The sequence below is a fragment of the Streptomyces jumonjinensis genome, from assembly GCF_009600885.1.
GTDB lineage: Bacteria > Actinomycetota > Actinomycetes > Streptomycetales > Streptomycetaceae > Streptomyces > Streptomyces jumonjinensis.
Window position 1 is genome coordinate 117,244 of sequence record NZ_VCLA01000201.1, and the last position, 22,707, is coordinate 139,950.

Consider the following 22,707-nt stretch of genomic DNA (forward strand, 5'->3'; position numbering starts at 1 on the left):
ATGGAGACCGCTGCCGACCGGATGGCATGTGCCAATGCGGACTCCTGCGAGGTTTCTCTTGAATGTTAACTGGAGCGTGCATCAGGCTGGTTGTACCGAAGCAAGCCGGGCTATGGCACCAATTCGGGTGTATCCCCGTGCTCATTCCCAAAACGCGCACCAGTCCGATTACCGTGGAGGGCCGACCCGTGCCGTTCGCATTCCCAGCGAGCACCATCGCAGGTGAACGTCCCGGTGTACCTGCTTCGATAACCGAGGTGACCGCACCGCCGTCACGCGGAGGTTACACAGCGGAAGCCCGTGTCGTTGTCCTGCATCGTGGTGTTCGCGGCGTTGCGGAGCGAGGGGCGGGCGCGTTCGACCGGGGAGGTGAAGGCCGAGCCCTTCAGCTCGAACCGGCCGGGCTCCTGCGGGGCCTGCGTGGCGCACCATTCCCAGCAGTTGCCGCACATGTCGTAGACCCCGTACGGGCTGACGCCGGACTGGTACCGGGTGACCGGTGTGGTCTGGCCGATCTCGGCCTCCGAGGTGTTGCATTTGGCGGCCGTGGGCTCGTCCCCCCAGGGGTACTCGCGCCCGTTCCGGCCCCGGGCCGCCTTCTCCCACTGCTGCGAGGTGGGGAGCCCCTTGCCGCACCAACGGACGTACGCGGCGGCGTCGTTCCAGTCCACCCAGACCACAGGGTGGTCCCGGAGTGCTTCAGGGCACCGTCCCTGCGGCCAGTGCCGGGGCGGCCGGTGGCCGGTGGCCGTCACGAAGCGCGCGTAGTCCGCGTTCGTGGTCGGGTAGACGTCGATGAGGAAGCTGTCCGCCCAGGTCGGTACGTTCTTCGGGCCGGACAGGAAGATGCCCTCCTCGACCCGGACCATGAGCTTGCCGTCGAGCGGGTGCTTGAACATCCTCGGGTCACGGCGCAGCAGCTCTTCGGTGCGCTGGTCCTCGGCGGCGGCGGCCCGCTCGGTCAGCAGCGCGGCGAACCGGCGCTGGGCGGCGATGCCGGCGCGGGCGAGCAGCGTGTCCAGAGTGGCCTGGTTGCCGGGACGCAGTTCGATCGTTGCGCCCCGGCTCTCCCAGGTGGTGAGCTGCCGGTTGCTGACGCCGACCATCGCCGCGAAGTCCCGCCCTGTCTGCCGCATCGCTTGCCGCAGCAGCGCGACTTCTTGGCCTGTCCATCGCGTCACCCCCGTCATCGGCAGTTCCTACAGCTCCTCGCCGGGGACCGACAGGTAGGCGTCGCGCAGCTCGGTGAGGAGTGGGTGCTCGACGGGAATCGGATGGTCATCGATGGCGGCGACCGCGCGGACGCCGATCGAGGTGTTGGTGGCGAACGCCGCCGCCATGCCCTTGGCCTCGTCCACGGTGACCGGTGCGGTCTTCCAGTCGGCGCGCTGCTCCTGAAGCAGGGCCATGGTCACTCCGGGCAGGACCGGCGCCTGGGGCCACACCACTGTCCCGTCGGTGTCGATGAACCCGACGTTCCACGTCCCGCCCTCGGAGACCAAGCCGTCGCGGCCTACGAAGAGGGCGTCATCGAAGCCGGCGAGTTGGGCGGCGCGGCGTGCGTGCAGCGCGCCGAAGAGTCCGGCGTGTTTCACCAGCGGGAGGTCCCGCTCGTAGGGGACGGTCATCGCGGTCAGCGGCGGCGGCGGGAGTTGTCCGGCGGGGCGGACGGTCACCAGCAGTTCCGGCCGTGTGGCGTCCGCGGGGCGGCCGAGGTTCACCGCGGGGTCGTAGTTGGTCACGCGCACGACGCACGGGCCGGGCTGGTCCGCGAGGGCTGCGGCCACCAGGGCGCGCACGCGGCCCGGGTCGACTGCGGTGCCGAAGACCTCCTGGCTGTCCCGGGACAGCCGGTCGAGGTGCAGGGACAGGCCCCGGATACGGCCCTCGCCGTCGACACGCATGGACGTGAAGTGGCCGTACGAGGTGAGCGCGAGCGGCATCAAGTCGTCGGCGGTTACTGGCTGGTCGCTGAGTTTTGCCATGACCGTCAGCATGGCACCGGTCCGGTGTACGCCGTTACCCCGATCGTGGTTACTGACGGGTCAACTTCGGCGCAACTTCGTTCCCTGCAGACGCCTTCCCGGTGTGGGCTGGTCACCACGCCAACACGCGCGGTGATCAGGCGGGTGAGTTGCGCAGCGCGGAACCTCCGCGCCTCCATCCGCCCGCGCCCCTTCCCTCCCCTGTCCGGAGAACGCCGATGACCTCGATGACCAGAGGGCTTCCCACGGCGACGCCCCCAGTCCACGCCTTCGCGGTGGCCTTCCAGCCTGACGGCTCGCGTGTCCGGCACATGCGGCGTATCACCCGGGCCTCGCTCCGGCACTGGAAGCTGGCCTCGGTGATGGCCGAAGCCCTGCTCGTTGTCAGCGAGTTGGTGACCAACGCCGTCCAGCACGGCGACGGCACCGTCCAGCTCCGCGTGGAGCACCACGTCTGCGAGCTGCGGATCGCGGTCACCGACAACAGCCCCCAGATGCCGGTGCTGCGCGAGGCCAGCGACGACGACGAGGGCGGCCGGGGCCTCCTGCTGGTCGACGCCATCGCCGAGAAGTGGGGCACGACCGGTGACGGGCGGACCGTCTGGTGCTCCCTCGCTCTCCCCCCGGACGGCACCCGATGACCGGCGCGGCCCCCGACGCCGCTGCTCAGCCCCGCTCCTCGGCGGGATCGGACCGCCGCCCGCTCACGGCCCGCCGCAGACCCCGCGTACCCGCCGCTTCGAGCCCTCCACTGTTCCTCTTCTCCCCACTCCCCACCGGGAGGCACGCATGTCCATGACCGTCCACGACCTGCCCGTGCGAGACGCCGCTGCGGCCCGTGCGAGAAGCGTCGAACCCGCGCGGCCCGCGTCCGAGCAGGCCCTGTTAGGTCTGCTCAATAGCCTGAACAGTTCCTTCCTCAGCGACGGGGTGGACGAGTTCCTGGAGCGGATTCTGGGCTGGGGCGCGAGTCCGCTCACCGCGGACGAGATGCGCACGCTCGTGGACCGCCTCCATGCCTACCTCTGGCCGCTGGTGACCGACGCCCTGTACGGCGCGGACGGCTACCCAGACAGCCTGCTCCGCCAGCTCGTCGCCGCCACCGTCCGCCTCGACGCCGTGCACCGTGCGCGGGAGTTCGTGCCGACGCAGAGCCACGCTCGTCTTCTTGCCTCGCTCGTCAGTGATCTCCTCGACCTCGTCAGCGACGACGACCCCAGCCCCTCCGCCCACTTCGGCGGCGGTGGTCCGAGGTGAACCGCCCGCTGCCGCGCGCCTACTGGTGCCACGCCGATCAGGCCGTACCCGGCTCCGTGCACATCCCGCTGTCCGGCCTCACCACCACCGTGCCAGGGGAAGCCGTGGAGTGGGTACGCGAGTCCGTCCGTACCGTCGCGCCCCTCCTCGACCGGGAGGTCTTCCACACCATGTGGGGATGGCTAGGCGACCACCAGGCCATGGACGCCGCGGTGGTCGCGCTGCGCCAGGGCAAGCCCTACGCCTTCACCACCGCGACGCCCGGCGACGGCCTGCTGAGGTGGACGGCCTCCCCGGTGTCCGTCCTCCCCCTCGCGGGGCCCGGTTGCCTGCTCGCCGCCCCGCCGCCGCCAACGGCCGCAGCGCCTTCGGTCGCCGCGCGCTCCCTTGCCCACGACCACCGCTCTTCCTGGAGTACCGCGTGAACGCCCCCGACCCACGATCTCCCGGCCCGTCGGCCCTCCCCGAGGCGATACGGGATCTCAACTCCGTGTGCTCGGAGGCGGGGCTGAGCCTCATGGTTTGCCCCAACCCGGATGCCCCCGGGCGCGAGGCCAAACTAGGGACCGCCGACCCGACGACGGTCCGCCAGCTGACCGACCTGCTGCGCACCAGCATGAAGCGCACCTACGACACCGTGGCCGCGCTGCGCAGCACCCTCGAAGCGCACGGCCTGAAGACCCCAGACCTGAGCGTGGTGGCCGGGGAGATCGTGCTGGGCGACCTCACGGTCCCGGACGCCGAACGGCTCGCCCGGGTACTGGGCGCACCGCCACGGGAGCCGGAGGCGGACCCGGTGATCGAGCTGGCCGACTGGCCCCAGGGGAAGGAGGTCACGGCCCGTCTGGACCGTGCCTTCCGCCAGGCGACGGACGGATTCATCGATCTCGCGTTCCAGCCCGACTGCTGCCGCTGCGGAGAGAAGCCCGCCGTCTCGACCGGAGCGATCTCGGTCGGGACCGCCCGCCGGCTTCTCGACGCCCTGGAGTACGGGGACCGCCCATGACCCCGGCATTCGAACGCCCGGACCTGGCCGGGGACCTCCTGCACCGCACCGCCGAGGCCCGCCAGTACCGGCACCGGCTCATCCGGGCCCAGCTCCCCGCCGCCGAGATGGGCCGAGCACGGCACCTCGACATCGCCAACGGGAACGTCCTGCGGCGGATCGTCGCGGAGCACGGCTGGCCCACCCGGGCCCTGGTGGGCGAAGCCGGAGTCTGGGCCGTGTGGGAGATCGCGCTGTACGCCGACCCGATGGCCGACTTCCAGCGCCTGGCCCTGCGGCTGCTGACCACCGCCGTCGAACAGGGTGAAGCAACGGTCCAGCAGTGGGCCCACCTGCACGACCGGTGCGAGACCAACGCCGATGGCTGCCAGACCTTCGGCACTCAGTACCGCCTCGGACCGCACGGGCCGCAACTGGTCCCGGTGGAAAGCCCCGACGAGCTCGACCAGCGCCGCGAGTCGGTGAGGCTGCGCCCGCACCGGGAAGCGTTGGCCAACCTGCGTCGCCGGCTCGGCTGGGCACCTCCGGATGGACCAGCCCACAGGCTGTTATCCGAACCCGTGCCGCTGCTCGCGGGGGTGTCGGCATGACGACGGCACACCAGCCGGTAGAGCTGGAAGAACTCGGGCCCGAGCACTTCACCCGGGCGCGCGCCCCGCGGGTGTATGACTGCCTGCTCGGCGGAGTCGACACCTACCAGTGCGACCGGGACGCGGCCCTCGACCTCTACATGGCCGCGCCCTGGGCGGCGCTGGCGGCCCGGACGAACCGCCACTTCACCCAGACCGCGACCGGGGCCGCGCTGCGCCTCGGGATCGGGCAGTTCCTCGATCTGGGCTGCGGCCTGCCGAACCGCCCTAACCTCCACCACCTGGTGCCCCACGGCAACCACGTGGTCTACGTCGACCGCGACCCCGGAGTCCTCGCGCACGCGAAGTCACGGCTGGACCCCAGCCCCCCGTACACGACGACCGTGGTGGCCGCCGACCTGCTCGACATGGAGGAACTGCTGGCCCGGGGGGACGTTGCGGCGGCCCTCGACGTCGACCGGCCGATCGCCGTCACGGTGCACGACGTGCTGCCGTGGAACGCGGACGACACCGCGGTGGCGGACGCGATGGCCGTGCTCCGGGGCTGGCTGCCGACCGGCAGCACCCTGTCGATCACCCACCTCACCGATCACTTCAACGCCCGCACCGTGCCCCAGGCCGTGGCTGTCTACGAGCGGCACGGCATCACCGTCCGGCCCCGCAGCCCCGCCGAGATATCCGCGTTCTTCGGAGGCTTCACCCACCTCGGGTCCGGGCTCGCCGCCGTGAGCCAGTGGTCTGCCCATGGCCCGAACGTCCTCAATTTCACTCCCTATCCCGCTCGCGCCTCGGACTGCGCCGCGTTCGCCGGCATCGCGGTCAAGACCTGATCCGGAGCGCCCCCTAGAACCGCCGCCCGGGGCTGGTTGACGAAGGTCCCAGCCCACGGGCGGCGCTCCACCCACCGCCTCCGCGACGAGAGGAATCGCTGGATGAACAAGAAGATCACGGTGGTCTGCTGGAACTTTGAGCGGAACGGGAAGAGCGACCCTGAGCTGCGGCGTCAGGCCCACGAACTCGTGGCCCAGTACAACCCGCAGCTGGTGCTGAGGCAGGAGATGCCGGGCGCCTGACCGGCCTCCCGCTCGGGACGTCACCCATCACGAGTGGTCGACCAGAACGGCGTGGACTCCACGCCGTCGCCGCCTCCCGGCCCGCTGCTTCACAGGGCGTGGGCCGGGAGACAGCTCCCACCATCCGGCGTTCGGTGAACGCGGCACCACCCGCCTCCACCTGGGCGCACAAGCGCCCCACGCCGGTACCTCCATCCGCCGCATGAAGCTCCGAAGGCATAGGAGACAGCCAGTATGACCACGGCACCGAGTACCTACCGCGCCCCTCTCCCCGAGACCCTGGTCGAACTCCTCGGCAGGAAGGTCATCGACCTTCCGCCCGCCGAACTCGAAGGCGGCCTGCTGCGCGGCGACGTGAGCGCGGCCTACGACCGCGTCCGCGCCGAGTCCCCCGAAGCGCAGATCGTCGTACGCCGCTGCCGCGACCTCCTCGACGACCCCGACGGCGACGGCTTCGCCGTTCTTGAGGTCGGCCTGCTGCTCGGCCGCCTCGGCCTGGACGACGGACAGAAAGCCGCCACCGTCCTGCTGTCCTGGCTCGGTGCACCACTGCGGGCCTTCGACCGGTGGCCGCTGTGGAAGCCGCTCGGCACGAACCTGACCATCGACCCGATGCGCGCCACTGGCTCCGGGTACAACCCGCTGCACATCGACGTGGTGAACGCGACCGAACCCCCGGACTACAGCGCCCTGCTGTGCGTGCGCCCCGACCCGCTGGGCGAGGGGAACAGCATCGTCTCCCACCTCCGCCGCGCGGTGGACCGGCTCAACGACGACGAGCGCGCCCTCCTCGCGGAGCCGGTATTCCACGACGGCGCTTTCTACGACCTGACCGGCGTCGGCACGGAGTACGACCCGTTCCCCGTGCTCGACGGCCTGCCGGCGTCCGAAGGATTCGTGCGGTTCACCGCGAAGATGCTCCCCGACATGGACCTCACGGACCCGCACACCAGCGCGGCCCGCGAGCTAGAGCGCGAACTGATTTCTGAGCAGCAGAAGTTCCTCCTCGGCTTCGGGGACCTGATCGTCGTGAACCAGCACTTGTGCGTGCACGGCCGCGAGCCCCTGGGACACGGCCAGGAGGAGGTGCCCGAGGAACAGCGCCGCCTGTTGTGGCAGATGTTCCTGCGCGCTGCGGAGGCCGTCGCCCGATGACGACCGTCGACCTGGGGATGCCGCTCACCGCAGCGGCATCCCCGGCCGCCTCCGAGCTGCGGCCGAAGATGAACCTGAAGGTCTGGCTCTGCGACCTCACCTACACCCAGCAGACCGTATCCGCCGAGACGATGCCGCAGGCCGTCGCCGGACTCGCGACCCACGCCGCGACCGTCATGGACTTCCAGCGGGTCCCGCGGATCTTCAAGTTCCCCCAAGACCTCGCGAACGCGCTGGATACCCACGGGGCCCCCGACGTGATCGGGTTCTCCCACTACATCTGGAACGCACACCTGTCGACCGGAATCGCCCGCGTCATCAAGGCGAAGTTCCCGAACATTACCGTCGTCATGGGCGGCCCGCACTACCCGCTGCTGCGCCCCGACCAGGTCCACTTCTGGTACCAGCGGCTTGCCGGGGCCGTGGACTTCTACGTCGATGGAGAGGGCGAGATCGCGTTCGCCGACCTGCTGCTCCACCTCAACAGCAAGCCCGCGAGCAAGGTCCGCGACACGATCCCCGGCGTGCACTCCCTCTCCCCGGACCGGCGCGATGTGTTCACGCCCCGTCCGCGCAACCGCATCCGCGACCTGGCCGACGTTCCCTCGCCGTACACGGCCGGGCTGCTGGACCCGTTCTTCGAGCGCGGTGGCGTGCCGACGATCACCACCACCCGGGGGTGCCCGTTCTCCTGCAACTTCTGCACCGAGGGTCAGCACTACTTCTCCAGGGTCGCCAAGCGCCCGCGGGCCGAGGTCGAAGCCGAACTGCACTACATCGGCCAGAAGATGGAGCCGCTCGTCAAGGCTGGCACGGCGCGCAACGAACTGCTGATCACCGACAGCAACTTCGGCATGTTCCCCGAGGACAAGCACACCTGCCAGATCCTCGCCACCTGCCAGAAGCTCTACGGCTGGCCGCGCGTCGTCAACGTCACCACCGGCAAGAACCAGCGCGAACGAGTCCTCGAAGCGGTCGCCCAGGTGCCCGGCACCATCAGCCTGTCCGGATCGGTTCAGTCCCTCGACACCGACGTCCTCGCCGCCGTCGAGCGCAAGAACATCTCGGCCGATAAGATGATGGAGATCGCTCTCCAGTCGGCGCAGGCCGGAGCCCAGTCGTACAGCGAGGTGATCCTCGCCCTCCCGGACGACTCGAAGAAGAAGCACTTCGGCAGCCTGCGCGGGCTGATGGACGCCCGGTTCGACCGGCTCAACATGTTCCAGCTCACCCTGCTGCCCTCCTCGGAGATGTACGCGGCGGCGTACCGGCAGAAGTGGGGGCTGGGCACGAAGTGGCGGGTCATCCCGCGCTGCTTCGGCCGCTACACCGTCCTGGGCCGGGAGATCCGCGCGGCCGAGCTGGACGAGGTGTGCGTCGAACTGCCGAACCTGTCGTACGAGGAGTACCGCGATTGCCGGGTGATGGACCTGCTCGTTGCCTCCCTCTACAACGGCGGCGTGTTCGCCGCGGTCCTTGCCGTGCTCCGCGCCCATGAGGTCTCCCCGATGACGTGGCTGGAGGAGTGCCTCAGCCAGCCACACGGCGACAACCTCGCCCGCGTCCTGGGCGAGTTCCTGAAGGAGACCGACGAGCAGCTGTGGGACGACCGGCAGGACCTGATGCGCTACGCCACGGCGAACGTCGACCGGTACATCGACGGGGAACTGGGCAACAACCTGCTCTACACCTACAGGATGCGGATGATCTCCGAAGCCCTGGAGGATCTGGCCAAAGTCGCCGTACGGGCCGCGCTCACCGTCCTGCGCCGCGCCGGGGCGAGGACCGGCGGCTCTTCGCTGGTGGCCCGTCTTGTCCGGGAGGGGGCCGCGTACCACCGGCTGAAGCTGTCGCAGGTTTTCACCTCCGAGCCTCCCGCTGCCCTCGAACAGATCGCCGACTTCGACATCGACCTGCTGTTGGAGGACGCACAGGCAGGGCAGGAGTCGACCGACGTGCGCCGCTACCGGCTGACGGAGACGGCGATGCGGACGTTCGTGCTCACCGACCGGCAGCGGTCCACCCTGCGCACCTACGTGGGGGAGATGGGCTCGACGATGGCCGGGTTCGGCTGGCTCCTCACCAAGGTCAGATTGCCTGATATCGTCCGGGAGGTTCGCATGGCCGCCGCCGGCTCCGGCTCGTCGGATGCGGAGCCCTCACGATCGGATGCTGTCACGCCGTGACTGTCGATGCCCTCGCCGCTCGTTTCGCCTCCTTCCGCCGTCCCTTCAAGCTGATGGTGACCGGAGGCGGAACGGGCGGACACACTTATCCCGCCCTGACCGCGGTCCGCGAGATGCAGACCGTCATGCAGAACCACGGCGCGAGCGTGGACGTGCTGTGGGTCGGCACCACGACGGGACTCGAATCCCGCGTGGCCCCCGCCGAGGGCATCCCCTTCGAGACCGTGCCGACCGGCAAACTGCGCCGGTCCAGCAACCCCCTGAAGATGATCAACGCCGAGAACGTGCGGGACATGGGGCGGGTGCCCAAGGGAGTACTGGAGGCCCGCGCCATCGCCCGCCGCTTCCGGGCTGACGTCATCCTGTCCACCGGCGGCTACGTCGCCGTGCCCGTGGGGTTCGCCGCCCGCGCGACGAAGACCCCCCTGGTCATCCACGAGCAGACCGTGCGGCTCGGCCTGGCCAACCGGGTCCTCGCCCGCTCCGCGACCGCGGTCGCCCTGTCTTCGGAGAACTCGCTGAGCCTCCTGCCGGACTCCGTGGCGGCCTCGGCCGTCGTCACCGGCAACCCCGTCCGACCGACCGTGTTCACCGGCGATGCGGCCAAGGCCGTCCCCGCGCTCGGCATGACCGGGTACGACCCCGGGCTTGCCACCGTCTACATCACGGGCGGCGCGCAGGGCAGCGAGCAGATCAACGGCATGATCCGTGAGAACCTGCCCTGGCTGCTGTCGGTCGCCAACGTCATCCACCAGTGCGGACCGAACTGGGTGGAGAAGTCCCGGCAGGCCGCCGCAGGACTGCCGCCCGAACTGCACGCCCGGTACTGGGTGGACGGATTCGTCGGCCCCGAACTGCCCGACGTGCTCGCACTCGCCTCCGTCGTCGTCTCCCGCAGCGGCGCGGGCACCATCTCCGAGCTGACCGCGCTCGGTAAACCGTCCCTCCTCGTCCCCCTCGCCTCCTCAGCGGGCAACGAGCAGGAACACAACGCCCTGCACCTCCAGCAGGCCGGGGCCGCTGTGGCACTCACCGGAGAACAGGTGAACGCCCCCGCGCTGAGGGCGGCCCTCGAACCGGTCCTGTCCGACCCACAGCGCCGGGAGACGATGGCGACGGCCGCCCGCGCGATGGGCAAGCCTGACGCCGCGTCCCGATTGGTCGAGGTGCTGCTGAACGTCGCGCTCGACGGCCTGAAGTAGCTGCACAGCGACAGCGGCCCGCACGGATATGAGCCGTGCGGGCTGATCCGGCGCGGGCGAGCGTGTCCGACAACCCTCCTAGCGTCGGCTGAATGGACCAGACGAACGACACCGATCTCCGGCAGGTGGAAATCACCGCGCAGGGCGGCCGTGCCGATATCGAGATCGACGGCACGCGCATCGACCCGAGTGCCGTCAAGGCGTACTCCGTCAGCCACCTCGCCGGGGAACGGGCCGAGGTGCTGCTGCACGTCGCCGACCGCAGCGACGTTCAGTGGTCCGGGATGGCCCGGGTCAGCGTGGCCGACCTCCCCGATCCCGGGCCAGCAGCGGCCGTGTTCCTCGACGCGATCGATCCGGAGGCGCTGGAGCGCGCCGCGCTGGACCGACCCGACCTGGGCACCGGGCCGAACTCGCTGACAAAGGCCATGCTCACGCAGCTCGGGGAGTGGGCCCGTGGCCTTTGACGTCGACGGGGCGCGGCGGGTGGTCGGCCGCATCCTGGACGACAAGCTGGAGGTCTGGCGTGACAGCGCAGGCCGGACGGACGACCATCTGGACGAGGAGACCGGACAGCTCGTGCGCCCGGCCCCGGACGAAGTCCTGATCTGGAACGGCCTCGGCGCGATCATGCCCTTCGGCCGCCCCGCGATCACCACCCCGCTGGAGGGCTCCCTCGTTCAGCAGCCGCCGACGACGGACTACCAGGCCGTGCTGCCCGTCGACACCCCGGAGCTGCGCCCCGACGACGTGCTCCGCAACGCCGGGTCCGTACGCAAGGGCGGCCCGCGAGACCCGCAGCTCGTCGGCCGCCGATTCCGGATCTCGGACGCCAACCTGGGCACCTACAGCGTCATCCGCATCGTCCGAGTGCAGGTGATCGACTGATGCCCCCGGCCACCCCACACCCCAACGCCCACCCTGACTCCGTGGCGTTCCGCGACCCCATCGCTCTGGCCGCCGCGCTGGCACGGATGGGACCCGCGGTCCGCGCCCGTACACGGACCATCACCCGGCACCACGCCATGCTGCTGAGGGTCCGGATCCAGCGGAACGCCTCCGGCCGCCCGGGTCCCCGGGTGATCACCGGCGCGTACCGGGCGTCCTGGGACGTGCGGGTACGGGTGGGAGGTGGAGTTGTGACCGCCGAGGTGTTCTCCGACGCCCCGCAGGTCCGTCGGCTGGAGTACGGCTTCGTCGGGGTGGACGCGCTGGGGCGGCACTACCGGCAGCCGCCGTTCCCGCACATCGAGCCCGCGTTCCGGCAGACCCAGCCCGGTTTCGTGCAGGCCCTCGCGGACGGGGTGCTGCCGTGACCGCCCCCAGGCGCCCGGTGACCCGGGCGCTCGTGACGCTGATCGAGGAGGCAACCGGGCGGCCGTGCGGCACCGGCGCGCTGCCGCGGATCCGGGCGGGCGGGGCGTGGGTGCCGGCAGTCGTCCCGTACACGGTTCTCGACTCCCTGCCCGGCACGTTCAGCGGGCCGCCGCTGGCCGACTGGCACGCGGATGTCGCCTGGTCGTACCAGGTGACCTCGGTGGGAGAACGCGAGGACCAAGCCGAGTGGCTCGCCGACCGGGTCCGGGCCGGGATCGTGGGCAGAACGCGAGGCCAATGGACCCGCGAACTCGCACTGCCGCAGGGCCGCGTGATCGACCGCGAACTCCACTACGACAGCGCCGGTGAGCCTTCGGTGTCGGCGGCAGGCGCTATCGTGTCCTACGTACAGCGGTTCACGATCACCGTGACCCCCTCCTGAAGATTCGTTTCCTTCAGGCCCTCACCGCGGAGGCCCGCGCGGACGCCCGGCACCAGGCCCGGCGAACCCCCTTTTGAAGTTCAAGGGGCAGGGCCTCGCCACGGGACGCTGCCCCGGAAGTGGGAGCGGACCTGTGTCCCTGAAGAAGCCGTCCACCCAGACGCGATTCCTGCGGCGCGGTATCTCGAAAATCTACTGGCTGACGGAGATCAGCAACCCGGCCCGGCTGTCCCGCACGGAGATCAGCCCGCCGAACCGGTTCGACCTCACCGACTCGGTGAGCGACATCGAGGGCTGGGCGCTGGAGAACGACCCCATCGAGACACCCGACATGGGCTCGACGTTCAACTCCTCGATCCCCGGCAACGACAAGGCCGAGAACAGCAGCCTGACGTTCTATGAGGACAAGCACTCGAACGAGATCGAGAAGCGCCTCCGCAAGGGTGCGAAGGGCTGGGTCGCCCTCCTGCGCAAGGGCGACATCCCCGGATCGCCCTCGCTGGACCTCTTCCCCGCCCAGGTGGCCACACGTGCCGCGACCTACTCGACGGGGAACGAGGCCGCAAAGTTCAAGGTCGACTTCACCATCACCGACGAGCCGTCGCTGGACACCCCCGTGCCCCCGGCGCGGCCGGTGCCGCCCAAGCCCGATGACGACTGCGACGACGACGAGCACGACGGCGACCGGATCGACATCTCCGTCGTCAGCACCACGTCGACCACGGCCACCATCCGCGACCACGACGAGGACTGACGGTGGCGCGGACCACGACAGCAAGCGACACGGCCGCGCCGTCGGCGGAGGCCGCGTGGGCGGCGAAGATGGAACGCCTTCGCCGCCGCGTCCGCCCGCGTAAGCAGCTGCGGATCTGCGACGACGACACCCTCCGCACGGCGGTGACCGCAGCCGAGAAGTCGGCCGAGCGCGCCCGGTTCCTCGCCGAGGCCGCCCCGGACGACCAACGTGCCGCGCGGCACGCGGCGAAGGAGGAGGCAGCCCTCCAAGAGGCCCGCGACGAGCTGGACGCCGCCTCGGACTTCCTCACCTTCCTCGCACTGCCGAGGCCGACGTTGGAGGACCTGCTCGGCGACCACCCGCCCACCGCCAAGCAGGCCGAGGACGGGTCCGTGTTCAACCCGGACACCTTCCCGGCTGCGCTGATCGCCGCGTCGTCGCTGGACGGGATGAGCGAGGAGGAGGCCGCCGAACTGCTCACCTCCTGGTCCGCTCCCGACGCCAACGCGCTGTGGGAAGCGGCGTGGCAGGTCCAGCAGGAGACGCGGATCGACCTGGGAAAAGGCTGAGCCGTGACCCGGGCCTGCGCGCCGAGCTGGAGGTGTGCGAGCGGTTCCGCATCCCCCACTCGGCCTTCCTCGGCGGCGACGGCCGGTGGACGGCGCTCGACCGGGCGAAGGCCCTGGACTGGGCGGAGTGGCGGCGATCGGTCTGTCCGGAGTGCCACACCCGGCTGGAGGAGTGGGACCGCCAGCGCGGAGGCGACCCGCACGCCTACGTCACCGACACGCTGCGGTGCCCCGGCTGCGAGCTGATCGAGCAGGAACGGGACCACGTGCCCCATGACCGCTCGGGCTACGGCGTGAAGATCCAGCTCCTGCCCCGCCGACTCGGGCTGCCGGGGAGCGACGAACGATGAAGTGAGGAGCAGGACGGGTGGCGTTCACCCTGACCGTGGCGATGCGCGCCGAGGTCCGCGACCTGATCGCGGGCTTTCGCGCGGCTGCCGGTCAGGCACGAACGCTGGCCGACCGCACCGACGCCGCCAACCGCTCCCTGGCCCGCCTCGACGCCAACGCCGCCCGCGCGGCGTCGCAGCTGCACACCGTCGGCAACAGCTCCCGCTCCCTCGTCCGTGATCTCAACCGGGTCGCCTCCCGCGCCGGGGCCGCCCGCAGCAACCTGCGGGCGATGGGCGCGGACGGTGCCCGATCCGTCTCCCAGCTCGACCGCTCGCTCGGGGCTGCCGGACAGGGCTTGACCCTGCTGTCGGGCGGCGGTCTGCTGCTCGGCGCGAACGACCTCCTTCAGGAGGGCAACCGATACCAGCGCGGGATGAACCTGTTCCGGGCGGTGTCCAGCGCGGCCGGGAGCCAGATGAAGCGGGCCGCCGACACCGCGCAGGAACTCGGCAACGACCTGAGCCTGCCCGGCTCTACGGCGGCCGACGCCGCCGAAGGCATGGTCGAGCTGAGCAAGGCCGGATTCCGGGCGGACCAGTCGATCGACTCCGTCCGCGCCTCGCTCCAGCTCGCCTCGGCCGCCGATGTGAACGCGGCCCTGAGCGCCCGGTACCTCGGCGACATCATGGACCAGTACGGCCTGGGTGCCGAGCAGGCGTCCCGGGCCGCCGACACACTCGCCGCCACCTCCAACGCCGCCTCCGGGTCGATCACCGACATCTACTACTCGATGCGGTACGCCGGCCCGGTGGCCGCTGGGCTCGGAGTCACCCTCCAGGACACGGCAGCGGCGGTCGGCATGCTCGGGCGGGCAGGCATCCTGGGAACGCCCGCGGGCACTGCGATGCGGGGGATCTTCTCCAATCTTGCCGCGCCCACCCCGAAGATGAAGGGGGCCCTCGGCGCTCTGAGCATCGAAGCCTGGGACGACAAGGGCCAGTTCCGGGGGCTTCGCAATCTGATCGACGAACTCAACCGGGCGCAGCACGAGATGAACCCGAAGGAGTTCACCGGCGCGGTCACTCAGGCGTTCGGCAAGCCCGCGTTGAGCGGGGCCTTAGCCCTGGCGCACCAGGGCACGGAGAGTTTCGACGACCTCTCGCTGGCGGTGAGGCAGACCGGAGCCGCCGCGACGATCACCGCCTCCCGGGGTCAGGGCCTGGCCGGAGCGATGACGCAGCTCCGCACTCAGACGCGGCAGACGGGCATCGCGCTCTACAACGGCATGGCCCCCGGGCTGGAGTACGTCACCCGTCTGCTGACGCGCGGCATGTCCGGAGCCACCCCGTACCTGACGACGGCGATCGAGTACGGCACCGACCTCGCCCGGCTGTACGGGCCGGACCTCAAGCAGCAGGCGTCCTCCGGGCTGGGCGAGCTGGTGGACGAGGCCCGCGCCCTGGTCGGCCCGCTCAAGGCACTGGGCGAGGACACCCTTGCCACCGGCCTGAACCTTCTCATCAACGCCGCGGAAACCCTCGGCGACGTCCTGGGCAACGCCGCCGACGGCGCGGAGCCCGTCCTCGACAGCCTGGGGGACATCGTCGCGGGCGGCGGTGCCGCCGCAGGCACCCTCGACATCGTCACCACCGCGGTGAACCTCGTCTTCGACGCCGTGTCGGGCCTGTCCACAGTCCTCGTTCCCATCGGCCAGGTCGTGGGCGGTCTCGTCTCCGCGTTCGCCGCGCTGCCCGGCCCCATCCAGTCCGCCGCACTGGCGATGCTCCTGTTCCGCCGTGTCCAGCCGGGGCTGATGAATCTCGCGGGAACCGTCACCGGGCCGGTGCGCGGCGCGTTCCAGGGTTTCGCCCAGCAGATGCAGCTCCAGCGGACGCTCGCCGCGTCGTCGGGCGTCGCGCTGAATCGTTACGGCGCGGCGTGGGCCGCCGTGCAGTCCCGCGTCGGGTTCCTCGGCAACATGACGGCGGCCTTCCGGAGCGCGAACGGGGCGGGCACCACCTTCATCGGCACGATGAACGGCGTCGGCCGCGCGGCCGGGTCCGGGCTCCGCTCGGCGATGAGCGGCCTGTCCGGAGCACTCGGCGGCCCGTGGGGCATAGCCATCGCCGGGGCCATGGTCGGTCTCAGCCTCCTCGCGTCCCGTCAGCAGCGCGCCGCGCAGGCCGCAGCCGAGCACGAACAGCGGGTCTCCTCCTTGACGTCCGCCCTCCGGGAATCGGGGGGCGCGGTCAACGCGAACGTGCGGGTGCGGGCGACGGAAATCCTGATGGACACCAAGGTCCGTGACGGCAAGGAGCAGCTGGTCCGCGTGATGGAGCGCGCCGGCGTCCCGATGGACCGGCTCACCGACGCCTATCTCGGTCAAGGCACCTCCTTGGACAGCCTCCAGCGGCAGCTCAACCAGACGGCCGAGTCCAACGTCCAGTGGATCACCTCCGGCCGCCATGCCGCGAAGGTGTACACCGACACCGGACTGCGCGCGAAGCGGGCCGCCGACGCGCTCGGCGGGATCAAGGGCGAGATGTCGGAGTCGGTCAAGCGGGCCAAGCAGCTCGCCGACGTGCAGCGCGGAGCCGGGGGCGGCACCTCGGCGTACGACCGGCTGAAGACGGCGGTCTCCGGGCTCGCGGACGAGACGGCCGACGCCGACCAGCGCACCCGTTCCCTGAAGGACGCCCTCGACCTGCTCTCGGGAGGCCAGGTCTCGCTTCAGGCGGCCAGGGCCCGGGTCAACGCCGCCGTTCTCGATCTCCGCGAGGGCGGCAAGGACGTGGACCGGCAGCGGGGGTACGGCGGCGATCTGGTCAACCCCGACAAGACGATCAACACGACGTCGAGGAACGGCCAGCAGCTCTACTCCCAGCTCACGTCGCTCTCGGATGCTGCCGCCGACGCGACCATGGCGACGTACTCCCTCGCCAAGCAGAACGGCGAGTCCCTGCCCGACGCCCTGTCCAAGGCCCGTGGGGAGATGAGCCGCGCCCGCACGGAGGCGATCAGGGCCGCCCGCGGGTACGGCCTCACCCGCACCCAGGCGGAGGCGGTCGCCAACAGCCTCGGCCTGCTGCCGTCCCAGGTGTCGATCCTGCTCCAGACCCAGGGCATGGACAGCACGCTGGCCAACCTCTTCGCGGTGCAGGCCGAGTTCCGGCGCCTGCCCAAGGCGAGGACCATCAAGGTGGACTCGGTCAGCGAGGACGCTCAGAAGAAGCTCCGGGAGCTGGGCTTCACCGTCAAGACGGTGCCCGGCACCCGCCAGATCAAGATCACCGCGCCGACTGCCGTCGCACGCAAGAGCCTGGACGAGCTGGTGGCGCAGCTCGGCCGGACCCCGAATGCGAAGAACGTGCGGGTCTCCGCGCGGAGCGCGGCGGCCATCGCCAGTCTCCAAGCCGTCCAGTCCGAGATCCGCGCGACGCCCGGGGCGAAGTGGGTTCGTGTCGCCGCCCCGACCGCGCAGGCGCGCAAGGAGCTGGAGTCGCTGGGCTTCAAAATCGAAGAGGTGCCCGGGACCAAGGACGTGAAGGTCACGATCCCCACTGGTGGCCCGATCGAGGCCGTGCAGTCCATCCAGAGCCGCATCGACGGGATGCGCGGCAAGACCATCGACATCCTCATCAACCGCCGGTCGACCTCATGGGACCGGGACGCCACGGGACCCCGGATTCGATCCAGGCTCCTCCGGTACCGCAGGCCGACGGGGGTGTCCTCGACTTCTTCGCCGACGGGGGCGTCACCGGGCCGCGCCGGGAACGGCACGTCGCCCAGATCGCCCCCGCCGGATCATGGCGCATATGGGGTGAACCCGAGGCAAAAGGGGAGGCTTACGTACCCCTGGCCACCTCAAAGCGCGAACGCAGCAAGGCCGTTGTCGAGGAAGTAGTCGACCGTTTCGGCGGAGAGGTCCAGTGGTTCGCCAACGGCGGGCTGACCCGCAGAGCCAGCCGTGACTACGGGTCGGTGATTGCCTCCTTCAAGAAGACCCAGAACGTGGCGGCCCTGGCCGACGCCGTCCGCCGCTTCGACGTCCGCAGCAGTACACCGGGAGGCCGACCGCGCCTGGTCGACGCCCGCGCCGGCGGCCGGGTCCAGGTCCTCGTGGTCCGCGAACAGCAGCCCCTGATCGGCACCATGCCGGTCACCGTCACCGACAGCTCCGCGACCCCGGAACAGATCGGCAGCGAAATGATGCGCAACCTGCGCAACGCGCAGCGAGGCGGGAGAGTCGGATGAGCACACCACCCCCCAGGATCGAACTGGCCCCCTGGCAGTACGAGATCGGCGGTGTCGTCCTCGGGACGGGCACCCCGATCCCCGTCGCCGACGTCGAAGGACTCGGCGCACCCACGGTGAGGGCCCAGGACACCGACAACCCCGTCGGCGACGGCGTCCTCCCCGGGCAGGACTTCTACGCGGCCCGTACTGTCCGTATCGAAGCGGGCATCAAGACGCCCGGTGACCCGACCGCCGCCGCCGACCTGCTGGCCCGGCTGCACAAGGCGCTGGACGACCCCGCCGCGCGCACCAGCGCCACCGGCCGCGCCGTCCTGCGCGGCCGGTGGCCCGGCCACAACATCCGCCGCCTGTACGGCCGTCTGCGCCGGGTGGAGGCCGTCAGCACAGCACAGGCCCGCCACGGATGGATTCCCCTCGATATCGAGTTCGCGGCGACGCTGGACACCCGCTGGCACGCCGACGAGTCCTCACGGCTCGTGCTCCCTCTGGACCAGACGCCCCGGCGGGAGGGCGACACCCCGCAGCACTGCGACGAGCACGCCGACCCGGACGACCGCCCTGGCTGGATCACCAACCACGGCAACGCGACCGCCTGGCCGAGCCTGCGCATCCACGGCCCGGCTGCCAACCCACGCGTCTGGAACACCGCCACCGGCCAGAGCATTGAACTCGCCCTGACCCTCCGCAGCGGCGAATGGGTCGAGCTGGAGACCAGGCCCGGAACACGCTGGGCGCTGCGCAACGGCGTCACCAACGTCGCCACCGACCTGGTGCCGCCCTCGCGACTGGACCGTTTCATCCTTCCCCCTGGCCGCTCGGAGATCAGCTGGAGCGCGGACGATGCGACCGGCAGCAGCCGCCTCGAAGTCAACTGGCGCTCGGCCTACACCTCCCTGTGAACGGAGCATCATGCCGCTTCAACCCCCGATGACCGTCCGCGGCGGCCAGCCCAGCGCCCGCGCGACGCGCCTGATGATCCGCGACCTCGCGCGGGGCCGGCAGGGCGTCGCCGAGGCCGGGGACCTGAAGGTCCAGCCCCGGGAGACCTCCGGCCCCGGCGTCCGCATCGGTGACGGTTCCGCGCTCATCCACGGCGCACGGCCCTGGCAGGGGGCCTACACCCAGAGCAACGTCGGCGACACCCCGCTGGACGTGCCGCCTACCGGCCCGTTCGCCCGCACCGACCTGGTCGTCCTGCGCATCGAAGACCCAGAGTATGAAGGGGAGCGGGACCCTCGCCGTCAGGACATCGGGTACTTCCATCTCGTCCAGGGCGTGGACGCCGACACGACCACCGTCCCGCGCGGCATGACCGCTCTGCCGCTGGCCCGGCTGACCCTCCCGCGCAACACTGCGGCCATCACCGGCGAGATGATCACCGACCTGCGGCAGCTCGCCAACCCGCGCACCGAGCGGACATTGCGCGCCGTCCACTCGCAGGACCCCGACAAGATCCCTGGCCGCCACGGGGAGTGGGCCCGCTGGCCCGCCGACGCGACCTGGGACCTCGACATCCCGACGTGGGCGACCAGGGCCACGCTCGTGATCACCCTCTCCGGGCTGCGCGCCGAAGCGGGCAGCATCTACGCCCAGCTCCGCACCCGCCTGGGCGAACGCGTCTCCAAGCCCACCGTCTTCGACGACGACGGCACCACGACCCGCCGTTCTTCTGCCACCCTCGCCGACACGCTGGCGATCCCGCCCGCCTACCGGGGAACCCGCCAGCAGCTCACCGTCCAGGTCAACCAGAACGACGCCTACGGCGACGGCGAGCTGTCCGTGGCCGACGGGACGACCCTGGTCGCGGACATCGAGTTCACCGAGAGCCCCATATGAGCCCCGACTACCGCTACATCGTCGCGGACGCCCGGACCGGCGACATCCTGCACTGGACGCTGCCGCTCTCCGATGTCGAGTTCGGCCCGGAAATCTCGGGGCCCGGCGCGCTGAGCGCCAGCCTCACCCCGGCCGGTGCCCGGACCCTGAGCGACATGCTCAACGCCGGGGATGCCGTGCTCCTGGTCGAGCGCAACGGCCAGCTGCTGTGGGGCGGCCTCCTGTGGCGGGCCCAGCCGCAGGGCGTCCGCCTCCCGGTGGAGGCATCCGGGTTCACCAGCTACCTGCACCGCCGCCACGATCTCCACGGCAACCTCGACGGCCGCGGGCCCTACATCGAAGCCGACCCCTGCTCCGTGATCCGCGACGCGTGGGCCTACGCCCAGGAACAGCCGGACGGAGACCTGGGGGTCGTGGTGGACGACACCCGTTCCGAGGCCCGCACCGGCACCGCGAAGGACCCGTACGCCATCCTCCGGCAGGACGCCCGGAAGCTGGGCGAGATCGTGGACGAGATGGCGGACATCGACGAGGGCCTGGAGTGGTCGGAAGCCGTCACCTGGCGCGGCCAGCGTGCCGAGCGCCGCATCCTCCTCGGCGCTCCCCGCCTCGGACGGCGCCGTGAGGACCTGACGTTCACGACGGGCGCCAACGTCGTGGGGGAGCCCGAAGTGATCAAGGACGCCGACGGGTACGCCCAGTGGGTCATCGGCCTCGGAGACGGCGAGGGGAAGAAGCGGAAGATCGCCGTCGACGGGGTCCGAAACGGCTGCCTCCGTCTGGAGCACCGGCTGGAGACCGGTGAGAAGGACCAGACCAGGCTCCAGCGCCGTGCCCGGCGCGAGCGCCTCGCCCGGCAGGTCCTGCCCACGCTCACCGAACTGGAGATCACCGACCACCCTGCCGCTCCGATCGGCGCGCTGCGCGTCGGTGACATCGTGCGCATCCAGCTCCGCGAGCCGCACACGGCCTACGACGGCTGGAACAGGATCACCGGCTGGACAGTACGGCCCGGCAGCGGCGAGAGCCCCGAGCGGGTGACGCTGAAGCTGGAACGCGCCCTCAAGCCGGAAGACGACCAAGACGAAGCGCAGGAGTGAGCGATGCCGGACACGATCGCAGACCTGGCCCGTCGCATGGCCCGCCTGGAGCGGCGCGTCACCAAACTGGAGCGCGCCCAGCGCGCGCCCCGTCCGCCCTGGCGGAACCTTCCGCTCACCGGCGACACCGCCGTGCCCGACCCCGACCGGCCGCCGCAGCTGCGCGAGATGCCGTGGGACGAGCTGGAGTTCAGCGGGCGGATCGGACTGCCCGGCAGCAGGGCCGTGGACGGGACGGTCATTGCCCTGCTCCCCGACGACTACGAACCGGCCGCCACCCGCACGCTGCCGGTGGCCTCCGACGCTCAGCGCCGCGCTCTCCAGCTGGAGCTGGACCGCGAAGGCCGCGTCACCCTCCGGGTGCCGGGCGCGGGGGGCGGCACCCGCGCCACGTGGATCAGCCTCGACGGCGTGTCGTGCCGGAGCGACAACGACGACGAGTAGTCGGCCCCGCTGGGTACCATGACCACCGGGTGACCCTCCACCCGCCACAACTCCCCGAGGGACCGGCCCACAGGGCCCGGCCGACTGCCGTACGGCAAGGGGAGTGAGGCGAAGAGAGTGGCAACCCCGCTGAGCGCGGACCGGTTCCTGTCCGCGCTGAAGGGCGCGGGCCTGGGCGTGGTCGAGCACGGCAGGTGGCGTACCCACAACCGGAACACCCAAGGCAACTGGGGTCCGGTCAACGGCGTCATGATCCACCACACCGGCCCGTACTCGTCCGAGGACGACATGGTCGAGCTGTGCCGCGTCGGGTATCGCGGGCTGCCCGGCCCGTTGTGTCATGGCGTCATCGACCGGTCCGGCACCGTGCACTTGGTCGGCTACGGCCGGACCAACCACGCCGGCATGGGCGACACCGACGTCTTGCTCGCCGTCATCGCGGAGAAGGAGACCCTGCCCCGCGACAATGAGGCCGATACGGACGGCAATCGCCATTTCTACGGCTTCGAGTGCGTCAACACTGGCAGCCAGTCCTGGCCCGCGGCACAACTGGACGCGATGGCCCGCGCGGCCGCCGCGGTCTGCCGGGCCCACGGCTGGACCGAGCGCAGCGTGATCGGTCACAAGGAATGGCAGCCGGGCAAGCCTGACCCGGGCGGCATCGACATGGCCGACTTCCGCGACCGGGTCGCCACCCATCTGAAGGGCGCCGCTAAGCCCCCCACGAAGCCCAAGCCGGACCCCAAGCCGAAGCCGAGACGGTACGCCGCCTACCCCGGACCCGAGTTCTTCCGCACGGGACGCTCCTCACCGGTGATCGCCGCCATGGCGAAGCGGCTGATCGCCGAGGAGTGCAGCTCCTTCGACACCCCGCCAGGCCCGGTCTGGACCGAGGCTCACCGGAGGTCGTACGCGGCCTACCAGATCAAGAACGGCTACCAGGGCTCCGACGCCGACGGCATCCCCGGTAAGACGACGTGGGCCAAGCTCCGTGTCCCGCACCAGTCCGCGCCCGGATCGGCCCCCCGGGCCCGAAAGGAGAAAGACGTCGTGCCGCCCGTGCTCGCTGACGTGGCCGAACGGACGATCGCCACCTACGTCCAGTCGATGCTGGGGCTGCTCGCTGCGGCGTCCACGACCGACATCCTGTCCCTGTCCGTCTGGGAGTCCGCGTCGGTCGCGGCTGTGCCCGCCGCGCTGTCGGTGCTGAAGTCGTGTC

At 70.8% G+C, this 22,707-nt stretch carries 25 protein-coding genes and 1 pseudogene; 24 read left to right on the forward strand and 2 right to left on the reverse strand.

Going from position 1 to position 22,707, the window contains the following annotated elements; genetic code table 11:
• Window positions 1-272 precede the first annotated feature (272 nt).
• Window positions 273-1,190 (reverse strand): formylglycine-generating enzyme family protein, encoded by a 918-nt coding sequence (locus tag FF041_RS36205; RefSeq protein WP_153526816.1) that lies wholly within the window; start codon window positions 1,188-1,190, stop codon window positions 273-275.
• Window positions 1,191-1,199: 9 nt separating this feature from the next.
• Window positions 1,200-1,985, reverse strand: coding sequence for an aminotransferase class IV family protein (locus tag FF041_RS36210; RefSeq protein WP_153526818.1), 786 nt, complete (start codon window positions 1,983-1,985; stop codon window positions 1,200-1,202).
• A 227-nt stretch (window positions 1,986-2,212) separates the two neighbouring features.
• Between FF041_RS36210 and FF041_RS36215 the strand changes: the two genes are divergently transcribed.
• From FF041_RS36215 to FF041_RS36330, 24 genes and pseudogenes are all read left to right on the forward strand, one after another.
• Complete coding sequence (locus FF041_RS36215; protein WP_228388893.1) at window positions 2,213-2,626, forward strand: ATP-binding protein; 414 nt, start codon at window positions 2,213-2,215, stop codon at window positions 2,624-2,626.
• A 148-nt stretch (window positions 2,627-2,774) separates the two neighbouring features.
• Window positions 2,775-3,242, forward strand: a complete 468-nt coding sequence (locus tag FF041_RS36220) for a DUF6415 family natural product biosynthesis protein (protein ID WP_153526822.1) — start codon at window positions 2,775-2,777, stop codon at window positions 3,240-3,242.
• Window positions 3,239-3,667 (forward strand): hypothetical protein, encoded by a 429-nt coding sequence (locus tag FF041_RS36225; protein ID WP_153526824.1) that lies wholly within the window; start codon window positions 3,239-3,241, stop codon window positions 3,665-3,667. Before FF041_RS36220 ends, FF041_RS36225 begins: the two co-directional genes overlap by 4 nt.
• Window positions 3,664-4,248, forward strand: a complete 585-nt coding sequence (locus FF041_RS36230) for a hypothetical protein (RefSeq protein ID WP_228388894.1) — start codon at window positions 3,664-3,666, stop codon at window positions 4,246-4,248. The genes FF041_RS36225 and FF041_RS36230 overlap by 4 nt, the downstream gene beginning before the upstream one ends.
• Window positions 4,245-4,838, forward strand: coding sequence for a DUF6624 domain-containing protein (locus FF041_RS36235; protein ID WP_153526826.1), 594 nt, complete (start codon window positions 4,245-4,247; stop codon window positions 4,836-4,838). The genes FF041_RS36230 and FF041_RS36235 overlap by 4 nt, the downstream gene beginning before the upstream one ends.
• Entirely contained in the window at window positions 4,835-5,668 is an 834-nt protein-coding gene (locus tag FF041_RS36240; RefSeq protein ID WP_153526828.1) for an SAM-dependent methyltransferase, read from the forward strand. The genes FF041_RS36235 and FF041_RS36240 overlap by 4 nt, the downstream gene beginning before the upstream one ends.
• Before the next feature lie 102 nt (window positions 5,669-5,770).
• A complete protein-coding gene (locus FF041_RS36245) occupies window positions 5,771-5,911 on the forward strand; it encodes a hypothetical protein (protein ID WP_228388895.1) in 141 nt (46 codons plus the stop codon).
• 234 nt (window positions 5,912-6,145) lie between these two features.
• The gene (locus FF041_RS36250; protein ID WP_153526830.1) at window positions 6,146-7,066 is read left to right on the forward strand and encodes a TauD/TfdA family dioxygenase; all 921 of its coding nucleotides are present in this window, start codon (window positions 6,146-6,148) and stop codon (window positions 7,064-7,066) included.
• Window positions 7,063-9,252, forward strand: a complete 2,190-nt coding sequence (locus FF041_RS36255) for a B12-binding domain-containing radical SAM protein (RefSeq protein WP_153526832.1) — start codon at window positions 7,063-7,065, stop codon at window positions 9,250-9,252. Before FF041_RS36250 ends, FF041_RS36255 begins: the two co-directional genes overlap by 4 nt.
• Window positions 9,249-10,454, forward strand: a complete 1,206-nt coding sequence (locus FF041_RS36260) for a UDP-N-acetylglucosamine--N-acetylmuramyl-(pentapeptide) pyrophosphoryl-undecaprenol N-acetylglucosamine transferase (protein ID WP_323393679.1) — start codon at window positions 9,249-9,251, stop codon at window positions 10,452-10,454. Before FF041_RS36255 ends, FF041_RS36260 begins: the two co-directional genes overlap by 4 nt.
• A gap of 92 nt (window positions 10,455-10,546) precedes the next feature.
• A complete protein-coding gene (locus FF041_RS36265; protein ID WP_153526834.1) occupies window positions 10,547-10,921 on the forward strand; it encodes a hypothetical protein in 375 nt (124 codons plus the stop codon).
• Window positions 10,911-11,342 (forward strand): DUF6093 family protein, encoded by a 432-nt coding sequence (locus FF041_RS36270; RefSeq protein WP_153526836.1) that lies wholly within the window; start codon window positions 10,911-10,913, stop codon window positions 11,340-11,342. The genes FF041_RS36265 and FF041_RS36270 overlap by 11 nt, the downstream gene beginning before the upstream one ends.
• A gap of 41 nt (window positions 11,343-11,383) precedes the next feature.
• Window positions 11,384-11,770: an HK97 gp10 family phage protein gene (locus FF041_RS36275; RefSeq protein WP_194292332.1), complete on the forward strand. Its 387-nt coding sequence runs from the start codon at window positions 11,384-11,386 to the stop codon at window positions 11,768-11,770.
• Window positions 11,767-12,213 carry a hypothetical protein gene (locus tag FF041_RS36280; RefSeq protein WP_153526840.1) on the forward strand — a complete coding sequence of 149 codons (447 nt, stop codon included), beginning with the start codon at window positions 11,767-11,769 and terminating at the stop codon, window positions 12,211-12,213. The genes FF041_RS36275 and FF041_RS36280 overlap by 4 nt, the downstream gene beginning before the upstream one ends.
• Window positions 12,214-12,346: 133 nt before the next feature.
• Window positions 12,347-12,967, forward strand: coding sequence for a phage tail tube protein (locus tag FF041_RS36285; RefSeq protein WP_153526842.1), 621 nt, complete (start codon window positions 12,347-12,349; stop codon window positions 12,965-12,967).
• 2 nt (window positions 12,968-12,969) lie between these two features.
• Window positions 12,970-13,518, forward strand: coding sequence for a hypothetical protein (locus FF041_RS36290; RefSeq protein ID WP_153526844.1), 549 nt, complete (start codon window positions 12,970-12,972; stop codon window positions 13,516-13,518).
• Window positions 13,473-13,868 carry a hypothetical protein gene (locus FF041_RS36295; protein WP_323393680.1) on the forward strand — a complete coding sequence of 132 codons (396 nt, stop codon included), beginning with the start codon at window positions 13,473-13,475 and terminating at the stop codon, window positions 13,866-13,868. The genes FF041_RS36290 and FF041_RS36295 overlap by 46 nt, the downstream gene beginning before the upstream one ends.
• Window positions 13,869-13,885: 17 nt before the next feature.
• Window positions 13,886-17,755: a phage tail tape measure protein gene (locus tag FF041_RS36300; protein WP_153526848.1), complete on the forward strand. Its 3,870-nt coding sequence runs from the start codon at window positions 13,886-13,888 to the stop codon at window positions 17,753-17,755.
• Between the two features lie 77 nt (window positions 17,756-17,832).
• On the forward strand, window positions 17,833-18,105 hold the full coding sequence (locus tag FF041_RS36305) for a hypothetical protein (protein WP_153526850.1): 273 nt from the start codon (window positions 17,833-17,835) through the stop codon (window positions 18,103-18,105).
• A complete protein-coding gene (locus tag FF041_RS36310) occupies window positions 18,102-19,007 on the forward strand; it encodes a phage tail family protein (RefSeq protein WP_153526852.1) in 906 nt (301 codons plus the stop codon). Before FF041_RS36305 ends, FF041_RS36310 begins: the two co-directional genes overlap by 4 nt.
• A 10-nt stretch (window positions 19,008-19,017) precedes the next feature.
• On the forward strand, window positions 19,018-19,944 hold the full coding sequence (locus FF041_RS36315; RefSeq protein ID WP_153526854.1) for a hypothetical protein: 927 nt from the start codon (window positions 19,018-19,020) through the stop codon (window positions 19,942-19,944).
• On the forward strand, window positions 19,941-21,044 hold the full coding sequence (locus FF041_RS36320; RefSeq protein ID WP_153526856.1) for a hypothetical protein: 1,104 nt from the start codon (window positions 19,941-19,943) through the stop codon (window positions 21,042-21,044). Before FF041_RS36315 ends, FF041_RS36320 begins: the two co-directional genes overlap by 4 nt.
• Window positions 21,045-21,047: 3 nt before the next feature.
• Window positions 21,048-21,488: a hypothetical protein gene (locus FF041_RS36325; RefSeq protein WP_153526858.1), complete on the forward strand. Its 441-nt coding sequence runs from the start codon at window positions 21,048-21,050 to the stop codon at window positions 21,486-21,488.
• Window positions 21,489-21,605: 117 nt separating this feature from the next.
• Window positions 21,606-22,493 (forward strand): annotated as a pseudogene (locus FF041_RS36330) (peptidoglycan-binding protein); the annotation flags it as partial.
• Between the last annotated feature and the right edge of the window lie 214 nt (window positions 22,494-22,707).